This window comes from Corynebacterium sp. 11A, from assembly GCF_008930935.1.
GTDB lineage: Bacteria > Actinomycetota > Actinomycetes > Mycobacteriales > Mycobacteriaceae > Corynebacterium > Corynebacterium megadyptis.
In genome coordinates this window covers 37,801-53,201 of record NZ_PQMR01000006.1, presented here as the reverse complement: position 1 = coordinate 53,201, position 15,401 = coordinate 37,801, and the positions used below count along the sequence as shown (strand labels likewise).

Annotated in this window: 14 protein-coding genes and 1 riboswitch; of the genes, 7 read left to right on the top strand and 7 right to left on the bottom strand. The window is 62.8% G+C overall.

Annotated elements, in window-relative coordinates; all coding sequences use genetic code 11:
- The first annotated feature begins 75 nt into the window (after window positions 1-75).
- Window positions 76-1,584, top strand: coding sequence for a pyruvate kinase (pyk, locus tag GBB18_RS06075; protein ID WP_192795946.1), 1,509 nt, complete (start codon window positions 76-78; stop codon window positions 1,582-1,584).
- A 166-nt stretch (window positions 1,585-1,750) separates the two neighbouring features.
- Here the strand turns inward: pyk and GBB18_RS06070 are convergent, their stop codons facing one another.
- The 3 genes from GBB18_RS06070 to GBB18_RS06060 all read right to left on the bottom strand — a co-directional run bounded on the left by GBB18_RS06070 (window position 1,751) and on the right by GBB18_RS06060 (window position 5,082).
- Window positions 1,751-3,196 (bottom strand): amidohydrolase, encoded by a 1,446-nt coding sequence (locus tag GBB18_RS06070; RefSeq protein WP_151549137.1) that lies wholly within the window; start codon window positions 3,194-3,196, stop codon window positions 1,751-1,753.
- Window positions 3,197-3,452: 256 nt separating this feature from the next.
- A complete protein-coding gene (locus GBB18_RS06065; protein ID WP_151641077.1) occupies window positions 3,453-4,664 on the bottom strand; it encodes an MFS transporter in 1,212 nt (403 codons plus the stop codon).
- A 10-nt stretch (window positions 4,665-4,674) separates the two neighbouring features.
- Window positions 4,675-5,082: a metalloregulator ArsR/SmtB family transcription factor gene (locus GBB18_RS06060; protein WP_151549135.1), complete on the bottom strand. Its 408-nt coding sequence runs from the start codon at window positions 5,080-5,082 to the stop codon at window positions 4,675-4,677.
- A gap of 69 nt (window positions 5,083-5,151) precedes the next feature.
- Here GBB18_RS06060 and GBB18_RS06055 point away from each other — a divergent pair, with 69 nt between their 5' ends.
- Window positions 5,152-5,814, top strand: a complete 663-nt coding sequence (locus tag GBB18_RS06055; RefSeq protein ID WP_151641076.1) for an isochorismatase family protein — start codon at window positions 5,152-5,154, stop codon at window positions 5,812-5,814.
- Window positions 5,815-5,848: 34 nt separating this feature from the next.
- On the opposite strand, the gene GBB18_RS06050 is transcribed toward GBB18_RS06055, so the two are convergent.
- From GBB18_RS06050 to GBB18_RS06035, 4 genes are all read right to left on the bottom strand, one after another.
- Complete coding sequence (locus GBB18_RS06050) at window positions 5,849-6,379, bottom strand: type 1 glutamine amidotransferase domain-containing protein (protein ID WP_151641075.1); 531 nt, start codon at window positions 6,377-6,379, stop codon at window positions 5,849-5,851.
- A gap of 214 nt (window positions 6,380-6,593) precedes the next feature.
- A complete protein-coding gene (gene metS, locus GBB18_RS06045) occupies window positions 6,594-6,761 on the bottom strand; it encodes a methionine/alanine import NSS transporter subunit MetS (RefSeq protein ID WP_151529880.1) in 168 nt (55 codons plus the stop codon).
- Between the two features lie 2 nt (window positions 6,762-6,763).
- Window positions 6,764-8,413 (bottom strand): sodium-dependent transporter, encoded by a 1,650-nt coding sequence (locus GBB18_RS06040; RefSeq protein ID WP_151641074.1) that lies wholly within the window; start codon window positions 8,411-8,413, stop codon window positions 6,764-6,766.
- Window positions 8,414-8,789: 376 nt separating this feature from the next.
- Window positions 8,790-9,701: a DUF808 domain-containing protein gene (locus GBB18_RS06035; protein WP_151641073.1), complete on the bottom strand. Its 912-nt coding sequence runs from the start codon at window positions 9,699-9,701 to the stop codon at window positions 8,790-8,792.
- A gap of 175 nt (window positions 9,702-9,876) precedes the next feature.
- Window positions 9,877-9,986: riboswitch (TPP riboswitch) on the top strand.
- On the opposite strand from GBB18_RS06035, the gene GBB18_RS06030 reads away from it, so the two are divergent.
- From GBB18_RS06030 to GBB18_RS06010, 5 genes are all read left to right on the top strand, one after another.
- Window positions 9,981-10,586, top strand: a complete 606-nt coding sequence (locus GBB18_RS06030; protein ID WP_151549130.1) for an ECF transporter S component — start codon at window positions 9,981-9,983, stop codon at window positions 10,584-10,586. (Overlaps the previous riboswitch by 6 nt.)
- A gap of 74 nt (window positions 10,587-10,660) precedes the next feature.
- On the top strand, window positions 10,661-12,169 hold the full coding sequence (locus GBB18_RS06025; RefSeq protein ID WP_151641072.1) for an ABC transporter ATP-binding protein: 1,509 nt from the start codon (window positions 10,661-10,663) through the stop codon (window positions 12,167-12,169).
- An 8-nt stretch (window positions 12,170-12,177) separates the two neighbouring features.
- A complete protein-coding gene (locus GBB18_RS06020) occupies window positions 12,178-12,933 on the top strand; it encodes an energy-coupling factor transporter transmembrane protein EcfT (protein ID WP_192795952.1) in 756 nt (251 codons plus the stop codon).
- Between the two features lies 1 nt (window position 12,934).
- Entirely contained in the window at window positions 12,935-13,414 is a 480-nt protein-coding gene (locus tag GBB18_RS06015; protein WP_151641070.1) for a hypothetical protein, read from the top strand.
- A gap of 225 nt (window positions 13,415-13,639) precedes the next feature.
- Window positions 13,640-15,223, top strand: a complete 1,584-nt coding sequence (locus GBB18_RS06010; RefSeq protein WP_151641069.1) for an ABC transporter substrate-binding protein — start codon at window positions 13,640-13,642, stop codon at window positions 15,221-15,223.
- Window positions 15,224-15,401 lie beyond the last annotated feature (178 nt).

The window sequence follows — 15,401 nt, the reverse complement described above, 5'->3', positions numbered from 1 at the left end:
TTAGTGCGTCTTCCAGCGCTTTCTTCACTGCGGCGCGTGTAGCCGGATTGCGCTAGGAGCACTACAGTGGGAAGCGTGAATAGGAGAACGAAAATCGTATGTACCCTCGGTCCCGCAGTTGCTAGTGAGGAGGGCATTCTTGAGCTCGTCAAATCTGGCATGGACGTGGCTCGCCTGAATTTCTCGCACGGTGATCACTCCGACCATGAACAGAACTATCGCTGGGTTCGTGAGGCCACCGATAAGACTGGTCGCGCTGTCGGCATCCTCGCTGACCTGCAGGGCCCCAAGATCCGCCTCGGCCGTTTCATCGACGGCTCCACTATGTGGGAGACCGGCGAAACCGTCCGCATCACTGTGGACGATGTGCAGGGCACCCACGACCGCGTGTCCACCACCTACAAGAACCTGGCCAATGACGCCAAGCCGGGTGACCGCCTGCTGGTCGATGACGGCAAGGTCGGCCTCGTCTGCATCGAGGTCGATGGCAACGACGTTGTCTGCGAGGTCACCGAAGGTGGCCCAGTGTCCAACAACAAGGGTGTCTCCCTGCCCGGTATGGATATCTCCGTGCCGGCCCTGTCCGAGAAGGACATCAAGGACCTGCGCTTCGCACTCAACCTGGGCGTGGACTTCATCGCCCTGTCCTTCGTGCGCTCCCCGGCCGACGTCGAGCTGGTGCATAAGGTCATGGATGAGGAAGGCCGCCGCGTCCCCGTCATCGCCAAGCTGGAAAAGCCCGAGGCCGTTGACGCTCTCGAGTCCATCGTGCTGGCCTTCGACGCCATCATGGTTGCCCGTGGTGACCTCGGCGTGGAAGTGCCGCTGGAGGAGGTGCCGCTGGTTCAGAAGCGCGCCATCCAGATCGCACGCGAGAACGCTAAGCCGGTGATCGTGGCCACCCAGATGCTGGATTCCATGATCGAAAACTCCCGCCCGACCCGCGCCGAGGCCTCCGACGTGGCCAACGCCGTGCTGGATGGTGCGGATGCCGTGATGCTCTCCGGTGAAACCTCCGTTGGTGTGGATCCGCACAACGTGGTGCGCACCATGTCCCGCATCGTGCGGGTAGCGGAAAAGGACGGCGACGTGCCGCAGTTGACTCACGTTCCACGCACCAAGCGTGGCGTGATCACCTACTCGGCCCGCGATATTGCCCAGCGCCTAAACGCCAAGGCTCTGGTGGCCTTCACCACCTCTGGCGATACCGCGAAGCGCCTGGCTCGCCTGCGCTGCCCGCTGCCGCTGTTGGTATTCACCCCCGATCCGGCCGTGCGTTCGCAGCTGGCACTGTCTTGGGGTGCGGAGACCTTCCTGACCGAAACCGTCCACGACACCGATGAGATGATGGTGGCCGTCGACGAGGCTCTGCTGGCCATGAGCGAGTATGAACGCGATGACGTGATGGTGGTTGTTGCCGGTACTCCTCCCGGAATCCCCGGTAACACCAACATGATCCAGGTGCACCTGCTCGGTGATAACACCCGCTCCACTAAGCGTGAGAGCGAGAGCGACGCCACCCTGGTAGCGGAGACCCCCTCCACCGCCAGCAGCACCGGCACGACGAGCTCGACCTCGAAGTAGTCGGCGCCTGCCGTAAGTGTCCGCCTCGGCTGGCACTACGGCTGATGGCTGCGGATGATACCGCACTACATAACACAGACCACCGATCCTCTCCCATGACAGGAGTGGGGATCGGTGGTCTGTGGCGTCTGTGGCCCCGTCTCAGCAGGGACGGTGGCCGATGGTTTTACTTCCGCAGCTCGTGGGCGCGGTGTGCCGCCTCGGCGTCGGGGAGGTTCGCGGATTCCACCACGGCCTCCGAGCGCACCTCAGTGGGGTCGGAGGGAAGATTCTTCGGCAGATTCGCCTCGTCCGGGCGCTGGATGGTGGCCTCGGACTTATCGTCTACCAAGTAGGTGAGCACGGCGCACAGTGCGGCCTTGGTGGAGGCATCCACAGAAGGCTCATAATCCGGGAGGAAGTCGCCGGCGTGGTTGACCGGGATGTCCTCGATGTTGTCCTCGGCGAGAGCCTTATCCCACTGCTCGCGGGGAGTGATACCCACCAGCCAGAAGAAGTAGGGGGCGCCGAAGGCGCGGGGGATATTGGTGAAGTCCTCCGAGGCGGTCCAGCGTTTGGCGTCCACGCTCTCCTCGCCGAACACCTCGTCGAAGGTATAGCGCACGTGCGAATACACCACGGGGTCATTCTCGGTGAGTTCGCCGTGATTGGAGAAGCGGAACTCAGGGGCGCGCTCGCACCCAGATGCCTGGCACTCGCCGTGCACCACGCGCTTAATGGCCTGGTAGGTCTTGCGCTTGACCTCGTTGTCGTAGAAGCGGCAGTTGAGCACCAAGGTGGCTTCGCCGGGCACGGTGTTATTGGTGTGACCCGAAATCAAGGAGCCGACGGTGATCACAGCGAAGTCATTGGGGTTGATCTCGCGTCCGACGATGCCCTGGAGTCGCACCACGATCATCGCCGCCAAGTAGGTGGGGTCGATGGAGTTGTGCGGCATGGAACCGTGCGCGGACTTGCCGTAGAGCTTGATGGTGATGGTGTCGCATGCAGCAAGTGCCGCTCCGGGGCGGGACAGGATGCGGCCGGCGGGGCCGGCGATCACATGCTGGCCAAAGCACACATCTGGCTTCGGGATGATATCGGCGAGGCCATCATTGACCATCGCTGCCGCGCCCACCGAGATCTCCTCGGCTGGCTGGAAGAGTGCCACGAAGGTGCCGGACCAGCTATCGCGGGTGGAGTCCATGACGGCGCAGGCGCCGAGCAGGGCGGTGGTGTGCATGTCGTGCCCGCAGGCGTGCATGATCGGGGTTTCCACCCCAGACTCGCGCACCCGCGTGCGGGTGGAGGCGTAAATGGCGCCGGAGGTTTCCTTGACCGGCAGTGCATCGAAGTCTGCGCGGAACAGCGCGGTGGGGCCATCGCCATTGCGGAAAATAGCGACGATGCCGTGGCCACCGATGCCGGTGTGTACCTCGCAGTCGAAGTTGCGCAGGTGCGCGGCGATTTTCCGGGCGGTTTCCACCTCAAATCCGGAGAGCTCCGGATTGGCGTGCATGTCCTGGTAGAAGGCTTTCTGCCAGTCGAGTTTCACCCCGTGATTATCAATAATGTTCTTGATAGTCCGGCTCTTATCGCGCGCATGCGCCGAGGCGGCTGTGGTGTCATTCACGGGGGTACTAGGTTCCTTTCGCAGGTTGCGTGCACTGGGTGGTTTCGCCTCCTTTTCCTGAGCTCGCCGCCCGCCGCGGGAGGCGGTGCGGCAAGCAAAAAGCCCCTAGGGGGCAACTATAGGAAAAGAAGGTATAGTGCCATCAACCCTAGAGGCGCAGGCAGCGCGGCACAAGGGGGGTTATGCACCCCCTATGGCTTCTACACAGGCGATAGGGGGTGGGGTGGGAGCTGCGTGCGGGCGGAGAATGTGCCTGTTAGCTACGCTTCGCGCGGGCGAACCACAGTGCGGTTCCCGCTGCCCCCAGCACGCCGAGAGCGCCCAGCGCCCAGGCCGCGGCCGAGAGGCTGACCAGGCTGCCGATGAAGCCTGCGGCCGGGTAGGTAAGCAGGTAGCAGGCGTGGGACGCGCTGAATTGGGTGGCGAATACGGCGGTGCGGTTATCGACGGTGCTGTGGCGGCGCAGCAGCCGTGAACTCGGGGTGGCAATGAGCGCGGCGCTCGCGCCGAGCAGAGCCCAGAGCAGACACATCAGCCACCACGCGGCTGCACCGTGCAGAGCGAGTGCTACCGCAGCGAGGAGTAACGGGGCACTGATGGCGCCGAGAACCATGACTGTGGTGTCTACTGCGTAGTGCAGCAGCCGCGGCAGCACGATGGCAATGAACATCGAGCCGGCGCCAAAGAAAGCGAGCAAAATGCCCAGATCTGAATCCGGCCGCTGCAGCTTATCGCGCACCACCACCACGGTATTGATGATGACCATCGCCCCGACCGCAGCCACGGTGAGGTTCGACCATGCCACTCCGCGCAGTTCTGGGGTGCGCCGGAAGATGCGGGCTCCGGCGAGAGGGCGACGGACGATGGATTCGGTGTGGTCGATCTCGAGAGTGCGGCGGTACACCCCGATGTGGGTGCTGAGAATGAGCGCTGCGGAGCAGGCAAAGCCGACGATTGTGCCGAGGAAGAGAAGGTGATAGTTCATCACGGCTAGCAGCGCGGCGGCGAGAAGCGGCGAGAGCACCGATTCCAGATCGTAGGCCAGCCGAGACAGGGACAGTGCCTGCGTGTAGTCCTCTTCATCGGGCAGCACATCGGGGATGAGGGCCTGGAAGGTCGGAGTGAAGGTGGCCGAGGCGGCCTGCAGGATAAAGATGAGGATATAGATTTGCCACGTCTCGGTGACAAAGGGCAGGCCGCAGGCAATGAGGCCGCGTACCACATCCGCCGATACCAGCACCACCTTGGGATTCCATCCCGCGAGCAGCGTGGTGGCCACGGGGGAGAGCAGCACATAGGCAATAATCTTGATGCTCAGCGCGGTGCCCAGCACGCTGCCGGCCTGGCTGCCGGCGATATCGAAGGCGAGTAGGCCCAAGGCAACGGTGAGTAATCCCGTGCCCACGAGAGCAATAACTTGGGCCCCGAAAAGCTGAGCGTAACGGTGATTGCGAAGAACAGAAAGCATGCCGGTGCCTTTAAGTGTCGTGGGTATGGGTGTGGGAGAGCGCCTCGGCGCTCACGGCGTGCTCAGCCTGGTTCATGGCCTCGCTGATTAGCTGGATGGCGTGCTCATCGGTCAGCGAGTAGTAGACGCTGGTGCCTTGGTGGCGGGTGGTGACCATCCGCGCGAGGCGCATTTTGGCGAGATGCTGGGAGACGGTAGCGGGACGCTTGGCGACGGTGGCCGAAATCTCGTTCACGCTCATCTCTTCGGCTTTACCCAGGGTGAGGATGATGCGAATGCGCGTGGGGTCCGCGAGCAGTTTGAGCACTTCAGCGGCGGCAAGTTCCAAAGAGCCGCTCTCGGTGATGGCAGGTACGTGCACGTGATCACTCGGGGCGCGTTTAGGTGAACCATTCCTTAGCTTCTTATCTTCGTGCATATGAAGATAATAGGGTTGCCGCCGGTGGGTGGTCAAGAGTGTCGGGCGTACGCGTCTAGAGTGGTAGCTATGACTACTCTCACACTTCAGGCGCTACGCGCCGCTGGTATTGACATCACGAGTTATTCGGCCCCGCAGGATCGTTCCGCTTTTGTCCTCGTGGACGGGCAAAATGACTTCGTCGAAGGGGGCGCCCTCGGCGTGGAGGGCGGCGCCCACGCTCTGACGGCGACGGCGGAGTTCTGCGCCGCCCATGCCCGCAACTATGCGGTGTGCGCGGTCACGCGCGATTGGCACATCGATCCCGGAGCCCACTTTGCAGATGAGCCCGATTATGTCGAGAGCTGGCCGCGGCACTGCGTGGCCGGCACTACTGGAGCGGAGTTACATCCCCAGGCGCTGCGGGCGCTCGATAATGCTGCCGCGGCCGCCCCCGAGCAGATACGCATTGACGTCAGCAAAGGCGAATACACTGCGGCGTATTCAGGATTCGAAGGAGCCACCCCGCATGGCACCAGCCTCGCCGAGGCGCTGCGGGAACACGGGGTGACAACCCTCGATGTTGCCGGCATCGCCACGGACTATTGCGTGCGAGCCACTTGTCTCGATGGCCTTGCAGAGGGCTTCACCGTGCGGCTTCTCGTGCCTTTGACTGCTGGGGTGGCGGAGCAGAGCTCGCTGGAGGCGTTGCGTGAAATCCGCGCCCAGGGTGGCCAGCTACTGCTGGTCTAACCCCACCCAGACGAGCGGTTGGAGTCGAGGAGACTTAGTGCGCGGCGGCGAAGGCGCGCAGGATCTCCTTGTTGAAGGCGGGCAGGTCGGCGGGGGTGCGCGAGGAGATAAGTGCGCCATCGACACAGACCTCGCGATCAACCCAGGTGGCCCCCGCGTTGATGAGGTCGGTCTTCATCGAGTGATAGGAGGTGATGGTCCGGCCGCGCAGCACATCGGCGTCGCTGAGAATCCACCCACCGTGGCAGATCACGCCCACTGGTTTGCCGGCCTCCACTAGGTTCTTCACGAGTGCGACGGCGTGGGCATCGGTGCGGATGGTATCGGCGTTTTTGGTTCCGCCAGGCAAGAGCAGACAATCAAAATCAGCGGCATCCGCCATGTCGGTGGTGACATCCACCGATACGGTGGAGCCCTTCTTGCTCTCGATCTCACCGGCCTCGGTGGAGACCACGAGCGCCCGCCCACCGGCCTCGGTGATGGCGGCGATGGGGCTGGAGAGCTCATCATCATCAAAACCATGAGTGGCCACAACGGCGACGGTCACAGACTCTAGATCAGGCACGACGTACACGTCCTTTCACATTATTTTTCGGCTTTTTAGTGTGCGGCCCAGAATAGGGCGGGCCGTGCCGTTTGTGCCACCGTCGTCGCCGGGCGCGTGTCTTGAGGCACGCAGCGGCCAGCAGTGCAGCGCCTTGGGGGATAACGCAGTCAACCCGCGCGCAACGTCGAGAAGCACGCGGGTTGATGGGCCTGAGCACGAGGTCGGTGCTGGCTTATTTCTTTTCTAGCTTCAGCAGGATGTCATCGTCTGCCTTGGGATCAGCGCCGAGGAAGCCGGAGGTTTCATCGGGGTGCTTCATCAGCTGCACGCTGAAGTACACCAGCCCGCCCCAGATGACGAGGATGAACAGGGCCATCATGATGATTGCAGTACCGGTCATGATTAGTGCGCCTCCTTGGTGTCGGTGGTCTTGTGGAGGGTGGCCTCGGGGCCATCGTCGACGATGCCGCGGAAGCCGAGGGAATGATCGACATCCACACCGAAGTCCGAACCGGGCGGGCCATCGAGGGTCTGGTTGCCGCGCCACGGCAGGATGGTCAGCGCCATCGAACCGATGAAGATCACGCCGATCACGCCCCAGCCGTAGATCCCCAGCTGGGCGGGGGAGTAGCCCTCATAGGGCTCGGCAATCAGGGAGGTGATCTCCTGGAAGAGGATGATCGCCAGCACCACGGGGGTGATATTGGCGACGAAGATGCGCCAGGTGTTGCCCACGCGGAAGGAAGAGACGGCATTGAGGTGCAGTGCCAGCTCATCGGTGCGGTGCAGAATCCAGTCCACCACGATGATCGCGGCGATAGCGACGGCGACAATACCGATGTTGTTGGTGAACTTATCCACGATGTCAAGGGTGACCAGACCAGAGGTGGTGGGGAAGAAGATCATGGCGATCACAGCCATGGAGCCGCCCACCAGCAGCACAGCCTGCACGCGGGGAAGGTCGAACTTGTCCTGGAAGGCGCCGATGACCACCTCGAGCAGGGACTGCAGGGAGGTAATACCGGCGATCACGAGACAGGCGAAGAATACAACGCCGAAGACCGAGCCCCAGAGCCCGCCCATTTCCGAGATAACGGTGGGGAAGGCCACGAAGGCCAGGCCCGGGCCGGAGGAGGTGACCTCGTCCACGCCCACGCCCGCTTGGGTCGCCATGAATCCCAAGGTGGCGAATACGCCGATACCGGCCAGCACCTCGAAGGAGGAGTTAGCGAAGGCGGCCACCAGGCCGGTGCCGGTAAGGTTGGAGCGCGGCTTCAGGTAGGAGGAGTAGGTGAGCATGATGCCGAAGGCCACCGAGAGCGAGAAGAAGATCTGGCCATAGGCGGAGATCCACACCGTCGGGTTGCTCAGTGCCGACCAATCGGGTGTAAAGAAGGCGTTCAAGCCGGCGGCGGCGCCGGGCAGGGTGAGCGCGTAGATCACCATGCCGATGAACATCGCGGCCAGCACCGGGATCGCCCAGGTGGACAGGCGGCCAATGCCCTTATCCACGCCCAAAGCCAGCACGGCGAGGACCAGTACCCATACGACGGCGAGGACGATGGCGATCGGCCACACGAAGTTCAGGCTGTTGATGGAAGTGGCGTCAATCTGCAGGAAGTCGTTGAAGAAGTATTCCTCCGCATTATCGCCCCAGGACTTGCCGATGGAGCTAAACGCGTAGATGGCGGCCCACGCAATAATCACCGAGTAGTAGATGGTGATGAAGAAGGACACACCTACTTGGAACCAACCGACCGGCTCGGTCCAGGACTTCAGACGACGAAATGCCTTCGGTGCCGAGCCGCGGAAGCGGTGGCCAACGGCGAAGTCGAAGAACAGCAGCGGGATGCCCGCGGTAATCAAGGCGACGATATAGGGGATGAGGAAGGCGCCACCGCCGGACTGATAGGCAACATAGGGGAAGCGCCAGATGTTTCCTAGGCCCACAGCGGAGCCGATGGCAGCGAAGAGGAACGCCTGCCGCGAGGAGAATGTTTCGCGGCTCTGAGCGACCTCGGCGCTACCTGCGGTGCTCGTGGAGGTAGACATGTCTCGGTCTCTTTTCTACTGATTCCGATGCGCCGCAGTGTGCCGCGCACCTCACTCTCAAAGAAAGTTTCACATGGTGAGAAACTTGGTCTCACAATAACAGAGTCGGTACGGATATAAGAACAGCCTCTATAGAATTTCAGGGAAATCTAAGAAAAGCAGAGTGTCCCAGCTAGGAGGGCTGCCGAGGGGGTGTGGCTACACCCATCTGGGGGCGGTGGGCTTGCGAGGGATGTTGCTGCGCGCCGCGAATCTCGGGTCGCGGGAGCGAAGAGCAGAAAAATAGGGGCCGTATATAGTAATGCCCATCAATAAAGGCGTCGCAGTGGAGATTCACTCCAGTGCGGCGCCTGCGGAGATATACCCCGCCCAAGCTTTAGTGGTTGCGCTTCAGCGGCGAGAAGTGCACGGCCGTGGCCAGAATGCTGCCGATGATCGCACCGACCGCGAGCGAGTAGCCGGTATTAATCAACCAGCCGAGGAAGCTGTAGTGGCCGTGGGAGAGGGAATGCATTAGGTCCTCGGGGCCACGCCATCCCAGCTCGGCGACACCGTGGACGATAATATGCCCGCCGACCCAGAGCATGGCGAAGGTACCGATCACGCTAATCGCGGCCAGCACCTTCGGCATGGCGGCGACCAGTCCGCGGCCGAAGGCGGCGGCACCGGAGTTATCGGAGGAGGCGAGCTTAAGCCCCACATCATCCATCTTGACCAGGAGCGCCACCGCGCCATAGACCAGCGCGGTCAGGCCCATGGCCACCACCACGAGCACCGCGGTGCGCACCCCGAAGGTCAGGTGGGCCACCTGGTCGAGGGAGATCACCATGATCTCCGCGCTCAAAATGAGATCGGTGGCGATGGCGCTTTTCACCAGCTGGTCCTCATCCACGGACTTATTGGCGGAGGCGGGGGTTTGTTTGCCCTCCTCGCCGGTGGCTATCTCGACTACCTTTTCCATGCCTTCGAAGCAGAGAAAGGCACCGCCGACCATCAGGATCGGGTTGAGCAGCCAAGGCACCAGCCAGCTCAACAGCAGCGCCAGCGGCAAGATCACAATGAGCTTGTTAAAGAGCGATCCTCGGGCGATACGGAAAATCATGGGCAGCTCGCGCGAGGGGGAGACTCCGGCGACGAACTTCGGGGTCACAGCCGCATCATCGACCACCACGCCGGCGGCCTTGGTAGAAGTCTTGGCCGCGTGGACAGCCACATCGTCAATGTTTGCGGCGGCAGCCCGAGCGAGAAGGGAGACGTCGTCGAGAAGCGCTGCAAGCCCACCGGCCATGAGGAGGTCCTAACTAGATAGGGGGAAACGAGCGGTTGCTTAGGGTGCACTAGCCCCGCTAGTGTTGCAAGAGCCGTGTACCGGCGCCCGAACTCCGCACATTGTGCATGCACCAGCTTTGGCCTGTGCGTTTATCTTTGTGGGAGTCGCGCCGTTGCCTAAGCATACTAAATACTGACATTACCGCGGGTGCCCGCGCGCCATAGGCCGCGCTGGGGCTGAGAACACACCGTGTGAACCTGATCCGGGTAATTCCGGCGAGAGGGAGGGTACTTTTTCATGACATCATCAACCCAGCGCACCGCCTCGCGGTGGCGCGTCGTCGACATCGTGGTGGCCGCCGTATTGGGTGTGGCGACCGGTCTGATTTTCTGGATCTGGAATTCGGTGGGCTACGCCTGGTACACCGCCGCGGACGCGCTCACCCCTGGTTTGGGCGGTATCGCCGTGGGCGTGTGGCTGCTCGGCGGCGTTCTTGGCGGGCTTGTGATTCGCAAGCCCGGCGCCGCGATTTTCGTGGAGCTGCTCGCCGCCGCCGTCTCTGCCACCTTGGGTAGCCAGTGGGGGCCAGAAACCCTGTACTCCGGTCTGGCGCAGGGAATCGGCGCGGAGCTGATCTTCCTCATTTTTGCTTATCGACGCTTCACTCCCGTTGTGGCCATGCTGGCCGGTGCCGGCGCCGCAGTCGGGGCATTCCTGCTGGAGCTGGTGCTCAGCGCCAACTACGCCAAGTCGCTGCTTTTTAATATCACCTACCTTTCCACCCTGATCGTCTCCGGTCTCTTCCTCGCAGGTCTGCTCGGCTATGTGCTGGTGCGGGCGCTCGCAGCGGCTGGCGCCTTGGATCGTTTCGCGGTAGGCCGCGAACACCGCGCTGAAGTCTAAGCTGCCCGAACCGCATCCGCCGCAGTGCGTGGGTGCGTCGCCGCCCACGGCGAGTATCTCAAGGAAAGTGGCCCATGGTGAAGCACCCACACGGTCTGTCGCAGTTCAGCGACGCCGCTGCCCCTGTGCATGTGCGGGACTATTCCTGGCGGCACGGAGGACGAAAAAATCCCACGCTGCGCTCCATTAATCTGCAGATCGAGCAGGGTGAGCGGGTGCTCGTTTTAGGGCAGTCCGGAGCGGGCAAGTCCACGCTGCTGCACGCCATCGCCGGCGTGCTGGGCGGCGAGGATGAGGGCGATGAGCACGGCAGCATCACTGTTGCGGGGCGCTCGCCCGAGCAGGCCCGTGGCCTCGTGGGAATGGTGCTCCAAGACCCCGACTCGCAGGTCATTAGCTCGCGCGTGGGCGATGATGTTGCCTTTGGCTGCGAGAACCTCGGCGTGGAGCGCGCGGAGATCTGGCGGCGAGTACCCGAGGCACTCGAGCTGGTGGGTCTGCATCTGTCGCTGGATCATCCCACCGCGGAGCTTTCTGGCGGGCAGAAGCAGCGCCTCGCCTTGGCCGGGGTGATCGCGATGGGCGCGCGGGTGATTGTGCTCGACGAGCCCACCGCCAACCTCGATCCCACTGGGGTGCGCGAGGTCCGCGATGCGGTTATCGCCGTTGCCGAGCGCACCGGGGCGACACTCATCGTGGTGGAACACCGGGTAGACATCTGGCAGCAGTACCTCGATCGCACAGTGGTCGTGGGTGCTGCGGGCGATATCGCCGCCGATGGCCCCATCGACACTGTCATCGCCGAGCATGGTGCCGAACTGGCAGAGCAGGGAGTGTGGGTTCCCGGGGTGGAGCTTGATCTGCCCGCCGCCCACATCGTGCCGGTGAGCGCCGATGCGGCACTATCCGCCACGGATCTTATGGTGGGGTGGCAGAAGAACCAGCCGGTGGCGGGGCCGCTGAGTCTCAGCATTCCCGCCGGGCATTCCACCGTGATCACCGGCGATAATGGCGCCGGTAAATCGACGCTGGCGCTCAGCCTCGCCGGCCTGCTCCGGCCCGTGCGCGGGAGTGTGCGGGTGCACACACCGCAGCGCAGCGTCGATCCGCATCGCTTGCGCTCTGTCGCGTTGGCCCAAACCTTGGGCTATGTGTTTCAGGACCCCGAGCATCAATTTGTCGCCCGCACCGTGCGCGAGGAGTTGCTCGTGGGCCCGCGTGTGATTAGCGGCAATAAGCATCTGAAGGAGCATCCCCGAGTGGATGAGCTTTTAGAGCGGCTGCGGCTAGCCCACCTCGCCGAGGCCAATCCTTTTACTCTGTCCGGCGGACAAAAACGCCGCTTGTCTGTGGCGACGGCGCTGGTTGCCGCGCCGCAGGTCTTGCTGCTGGATGAGCCCACCTTTGGCCAAGACCGGCGCACCTTCACTGAATTGGTGTATCTGATCCGCGAGCTGGCCGATGAGGGCGTGGCGATCGCTTCCATCACGCACGATCAGCTCTTTATCGACGCGCTGGGGGATCACCGCATCCACCTGGATAAGCACGCGCCCGCACCCCACGCGGGGGAAGGGGCATCATGAGCGCGCGCGTGAACGTGCTCCGTGGCACCAATCCCGTCACCCGGCTGCTGGGGGTGCTCTTTCTTACGACACCACTGCTCATCAGCGTGGACTGGGTATCGGCCGGGGTGGCGCTGCTCTGCACCCTCGCGGTGACGCCGCTGTGCGGGATGTCCTGGCTTCAGCTGGCTCGCCGCGGCTGGCCGATTCTGGCTGTCACGCCCATTTCGGGTATCTCCATGGCCCTCTATGGCCGGCCTGAAGGTACCGAATATGCCAGTTTCCTCTTCGCCCACATCACGGACAACTCCCTCGAGCTGGCGCTGGCGATCATGCTGCGCGTGCTCGCCATCGGTCTGCCCGTGGTGCTCGTCTCTTACAAAGTCGATCCCACCGATTTCGGTGATGGGCTGGCCCAAGTGCTGAAACTGCCTGCCCGCTTCGTCATCGGTTCGGTGGCCGGCGTGCGTTTGATGAGTCTTTTCCAACGCGACTGGCGGGCCCTAGAGCGGGCGCGCCGCTCGCGCGGGCTCGGCGATCGCGGCCGCGTCACCCGCTTCTTCGGCCAGATCTTCGCCCTGCTCGTCCTAGCTCTGCGCCGCGGTTCCAAGCTCGCCACCGCCATGGAAGCCCGCGGTTTCGGCAGCGAGCACGAGCGCACCTGGGCGCGGGAATCGACCATGTCCGGCCGCGACTACGCAATCTTGCTCGCCTGTCTGGCCATTTCCTTTGTGGCGCTCGGGGTGTCCATCGCCAGCGGCGCTTTCCGTTTCCTCGGGGCTTAAGATGCCACGCACTGTGCTTATCGACGGCCGCTCTGGGGCGGGCAAAACCACCCTGTCGCGATGGTTGGCCGACTGTGGCGGCGCCCAGCTGGTGCACCTCGATGATCTCTACCCGGGCTGGAATGGGCTGGCCGCCGCCGGTGCGATCGTTGCCACCGATGTGTTGGCACCCATCGCGCCGGGGTACCACCGCTGGGACTGGGAGCAGGGGCGGGCAGGGCAGTGGCGGAGCCTTAAGGCCACCGCGCCACTGATTGTGGAAGGCTGCGGTGCCATCACCCCCGCCACTGTTGCGGCCGCCCGAGCGCGCGGTCCGGTGGCCACGATCTTCCTCGATCTCGACGCTGCCGAGCGCAAGCGGCGGGCGCTCGAGCGCGATCCGGGCTATGCGGCCTATTGGGATATGTGGGCGGCACAGGAGGATCGGCATATTCATTCCGTGCTGCCGTGGCAGGATGTGGACTTTTCCCGCGCACCCTAGCTAATTACCCCCGTGTGAGGGCGGTTTCTGGGGACCTATAGAAATATTTTCCGGCCCCCTACAAGGGGTGGAGGTTAAGGTAGCTAAGTTGTAACACACAGTTTGCTAAGAACTTTTCGTGTTTAGCTCTCAGGCAAACTAAGATGTGACGTGCCGCAAAGGCGATCGTCATAACCGATGACGTCACCATATGCATGACCTACCTCGAATGGGAGAACTAACGCCATGACGCTAAAGAAGTCGCTGGCCATCCTTGGCGCCGCGTCGCTCACACTGGGCCTCGCTGCGTGCTCGGATGATAATGGCTCTGGCGGGGGAAGCGGAGCTGATTACATCCGCGCCAACGGATCCGAGCCACAGAACCCACTGATTCCGGCTGACACCAATGAGACCGGTGGTGGCCGCATTATTGACCTCATTAACACCGGTCTCGTCTACTACGACACCGAGGGTGAAGTTCATAACGATCTCGCCGACTCCATCGAGTTGGAGGGCGATAAGACCTATCGCGTGAAGCTCAAGGAGGGCAAGAAGTTCTCCGACGGCACCGAGATCAAGGCCGAGAACTTTGTGAAGGCCTGGAACTACGCCATGGAGAACGAGCAGCTCTCCGCCTACTTCTTCGAGCCCATCATGGGCTATGAAGACGGCGCCTCCGAGATGGAGGGGCTGAAGGTAGAGGACGACTACACCTTCACCATTGAGCTGCAGCAGCCCGAGTCTGACTTCCCGCTGCGCCTTGGCTATTCCGCCTTCTTCCCGCTTCCCGACGTCGCCTTCGAGGACATGGACGCCTTCGGCGAGTCCCCAGTGGGTTCCGGTCCCTACAAGCTCGAAGAGTGGAACCACCAGCAGGACGCCCTCATCGTCCCGAACGAGTACTACGACGGTGAGCGTGCCGCGAAGAACGACGGCGTGCGCTTCACCTTCTACCCGCAGCAGGACGCCGCGTACGCCGATCTTCTCTCCGGCAACCTCGATGTCCTAGATGCCGTGCCGGATTCCGCCTTCTCCACCTATGAGGAAGAGCTCGGCGACCGCGCGGTGAATCAGCCCGCCGCCGTGTTCCAGTCCTTCACCATCCCGGAGAGCCTAGAGCACTTCAGCGGTGAGGAGGGAAAGCTGCGTCGTGAAGCCATCTCGATGGCGGTGAACCGCGATGAGATCACCGACAAGATCTTCCTCGGCACCCGCACCCCGGCGAAGGACTTCACCTCTCCGGTGATCGACGGCTATGACCCCGATCTCCAGGGCGAAGAGGTGCTGAACTTCAACCCAGACCGCGCCAAGGAGCTGTGGGCTGAGGCCGATGAGATCGCTCCCTTCGAGGGCACCTTCGAGATCGCCTATAACGCCGATGGTGGCCACCAGGCATGGGTGGATGCTACGGCCAACTCCCTGAAGAACGTGCTCGGCATCAACGCCCAGGGCAAGCCCTACCCGGACTTCAAGTCCCTGCGCGATGAGGTGACCAACCGCGAGATCACTGCTGCCTTCCGTACTGGCTGGCAGGCTGATTACCCGGGCCTGGGTAACTTCTTGGGGCCGTTGTACGCCACTGGCGCCAGCTCCAACGATGGTGACTACTCCAACAAGGACTTCGACGCCAAGCTCGATGAGGCTGCCGGCGCCGGATCTGTGGAAGAAGCCACCCCGCTCTACAACGAGGCCCAGGAGATCCTGCTTAAGGATCTGCCCGCGATCCCGCTGTGGTACTCCAACGTCACCGGCGGCAGCGCCGACACCGTGGAGAACGTGGTCTTCAACTGGAAGTCCGTCCCCGTCTACGAGCAGATCACCAAGAAGTAGTCTGTTCTCGCCTGCGCCTGCGGCGGTGCAGCCCAGCTTGTGTACCCACGGGCGGGGCGGCACTACCGGGCGCAGCACTCGCTTTTAATCCCCAGCACCCCTGGTGCCCTTGGGATGAGTCTCCGAAAGGACGTTGCGCTCTGAATAGTCACAGTTCTCAACGCTCATACGGTGTCAT

What these genes read in the sequence shown, in the direction of transcription:
- GBB18_RS06015 (WP_151641070.1), top strand. Translation starts at nt 12,935, where the DNA reads ATGCCACGCACTGTGCTTATCGACGGCCGCTCTGGGGCGGGCAAAACC.
- GBB18_RS06040 (WP_151641074.1), bottom strand. Translation starts at nt 8,413, where the DNA reads ATGTCTACCTCCACGAGCACCGCAGGTAGCGCCGAGGTCGCTCAGAGC.
- GBB18_RS06035 (WP_151641073.1), bottom strand. Translation starts at nt 9,701, where the DNA reads ATGGCCGGTGGGCTTGCAGCGCTTCTCGACGACGTCTCCCTTCTCGCT.
- GBB18_RS06055 (WP_151641076.1), top strand. Translation starts at nt 5,152, where the DNA reads ATGACTACTCTCACACTTCAGGCGCTACGCGCCGCTGGTATTGACATC.
- GBB18_RS06065 (WP_151641077.1), bottom strand. Translation starts at nt 4,664, where the DNA reads ATGCTTTCTGTTCTTCGCAATCACCGTTACGCTCAGCTTTTCGGGGCC.
- metS (WP_151529880.1), bottom strand. Translation starts at nt 6,761, where the DNA reads ATGACCGGTACTGCAATCATCATGATGGCCCTGTTCATCCTCGTCATC.
- GBB18_RS06030 (WP_151549130.1), top strand. Translation starts at nt 9,981, where the DNA reads ATGACATCATCAACCCAGCGCACCGCCTCGCGGTGGCGCGTCGTCGAC.
- GBB18_RS06025 (WP_151641072.1), top strand. Translation starts at nt 10,661, where the DNA reads ATGGTGAAGCACCCACACGGTCTGTCGCAGTTCAGCGACGCCGCTGCC.
- GBB18_RS06060 (WP_151549135.1), bottom strand. Translation starts at nt 5,082, where the DNA reads ATGCACGAAGATAAGAAGCTAAGGAATGGTTCACCTAAACGCGCCCCG.
- GBB18_RS06010 (WP_151641069.1), top strand. Translation starts at nt 13,640, where the DNA reads ATGACGCTAAAGAAGTCGCTGGCCATCCTTGGCGCCGCGTCGCTCACA.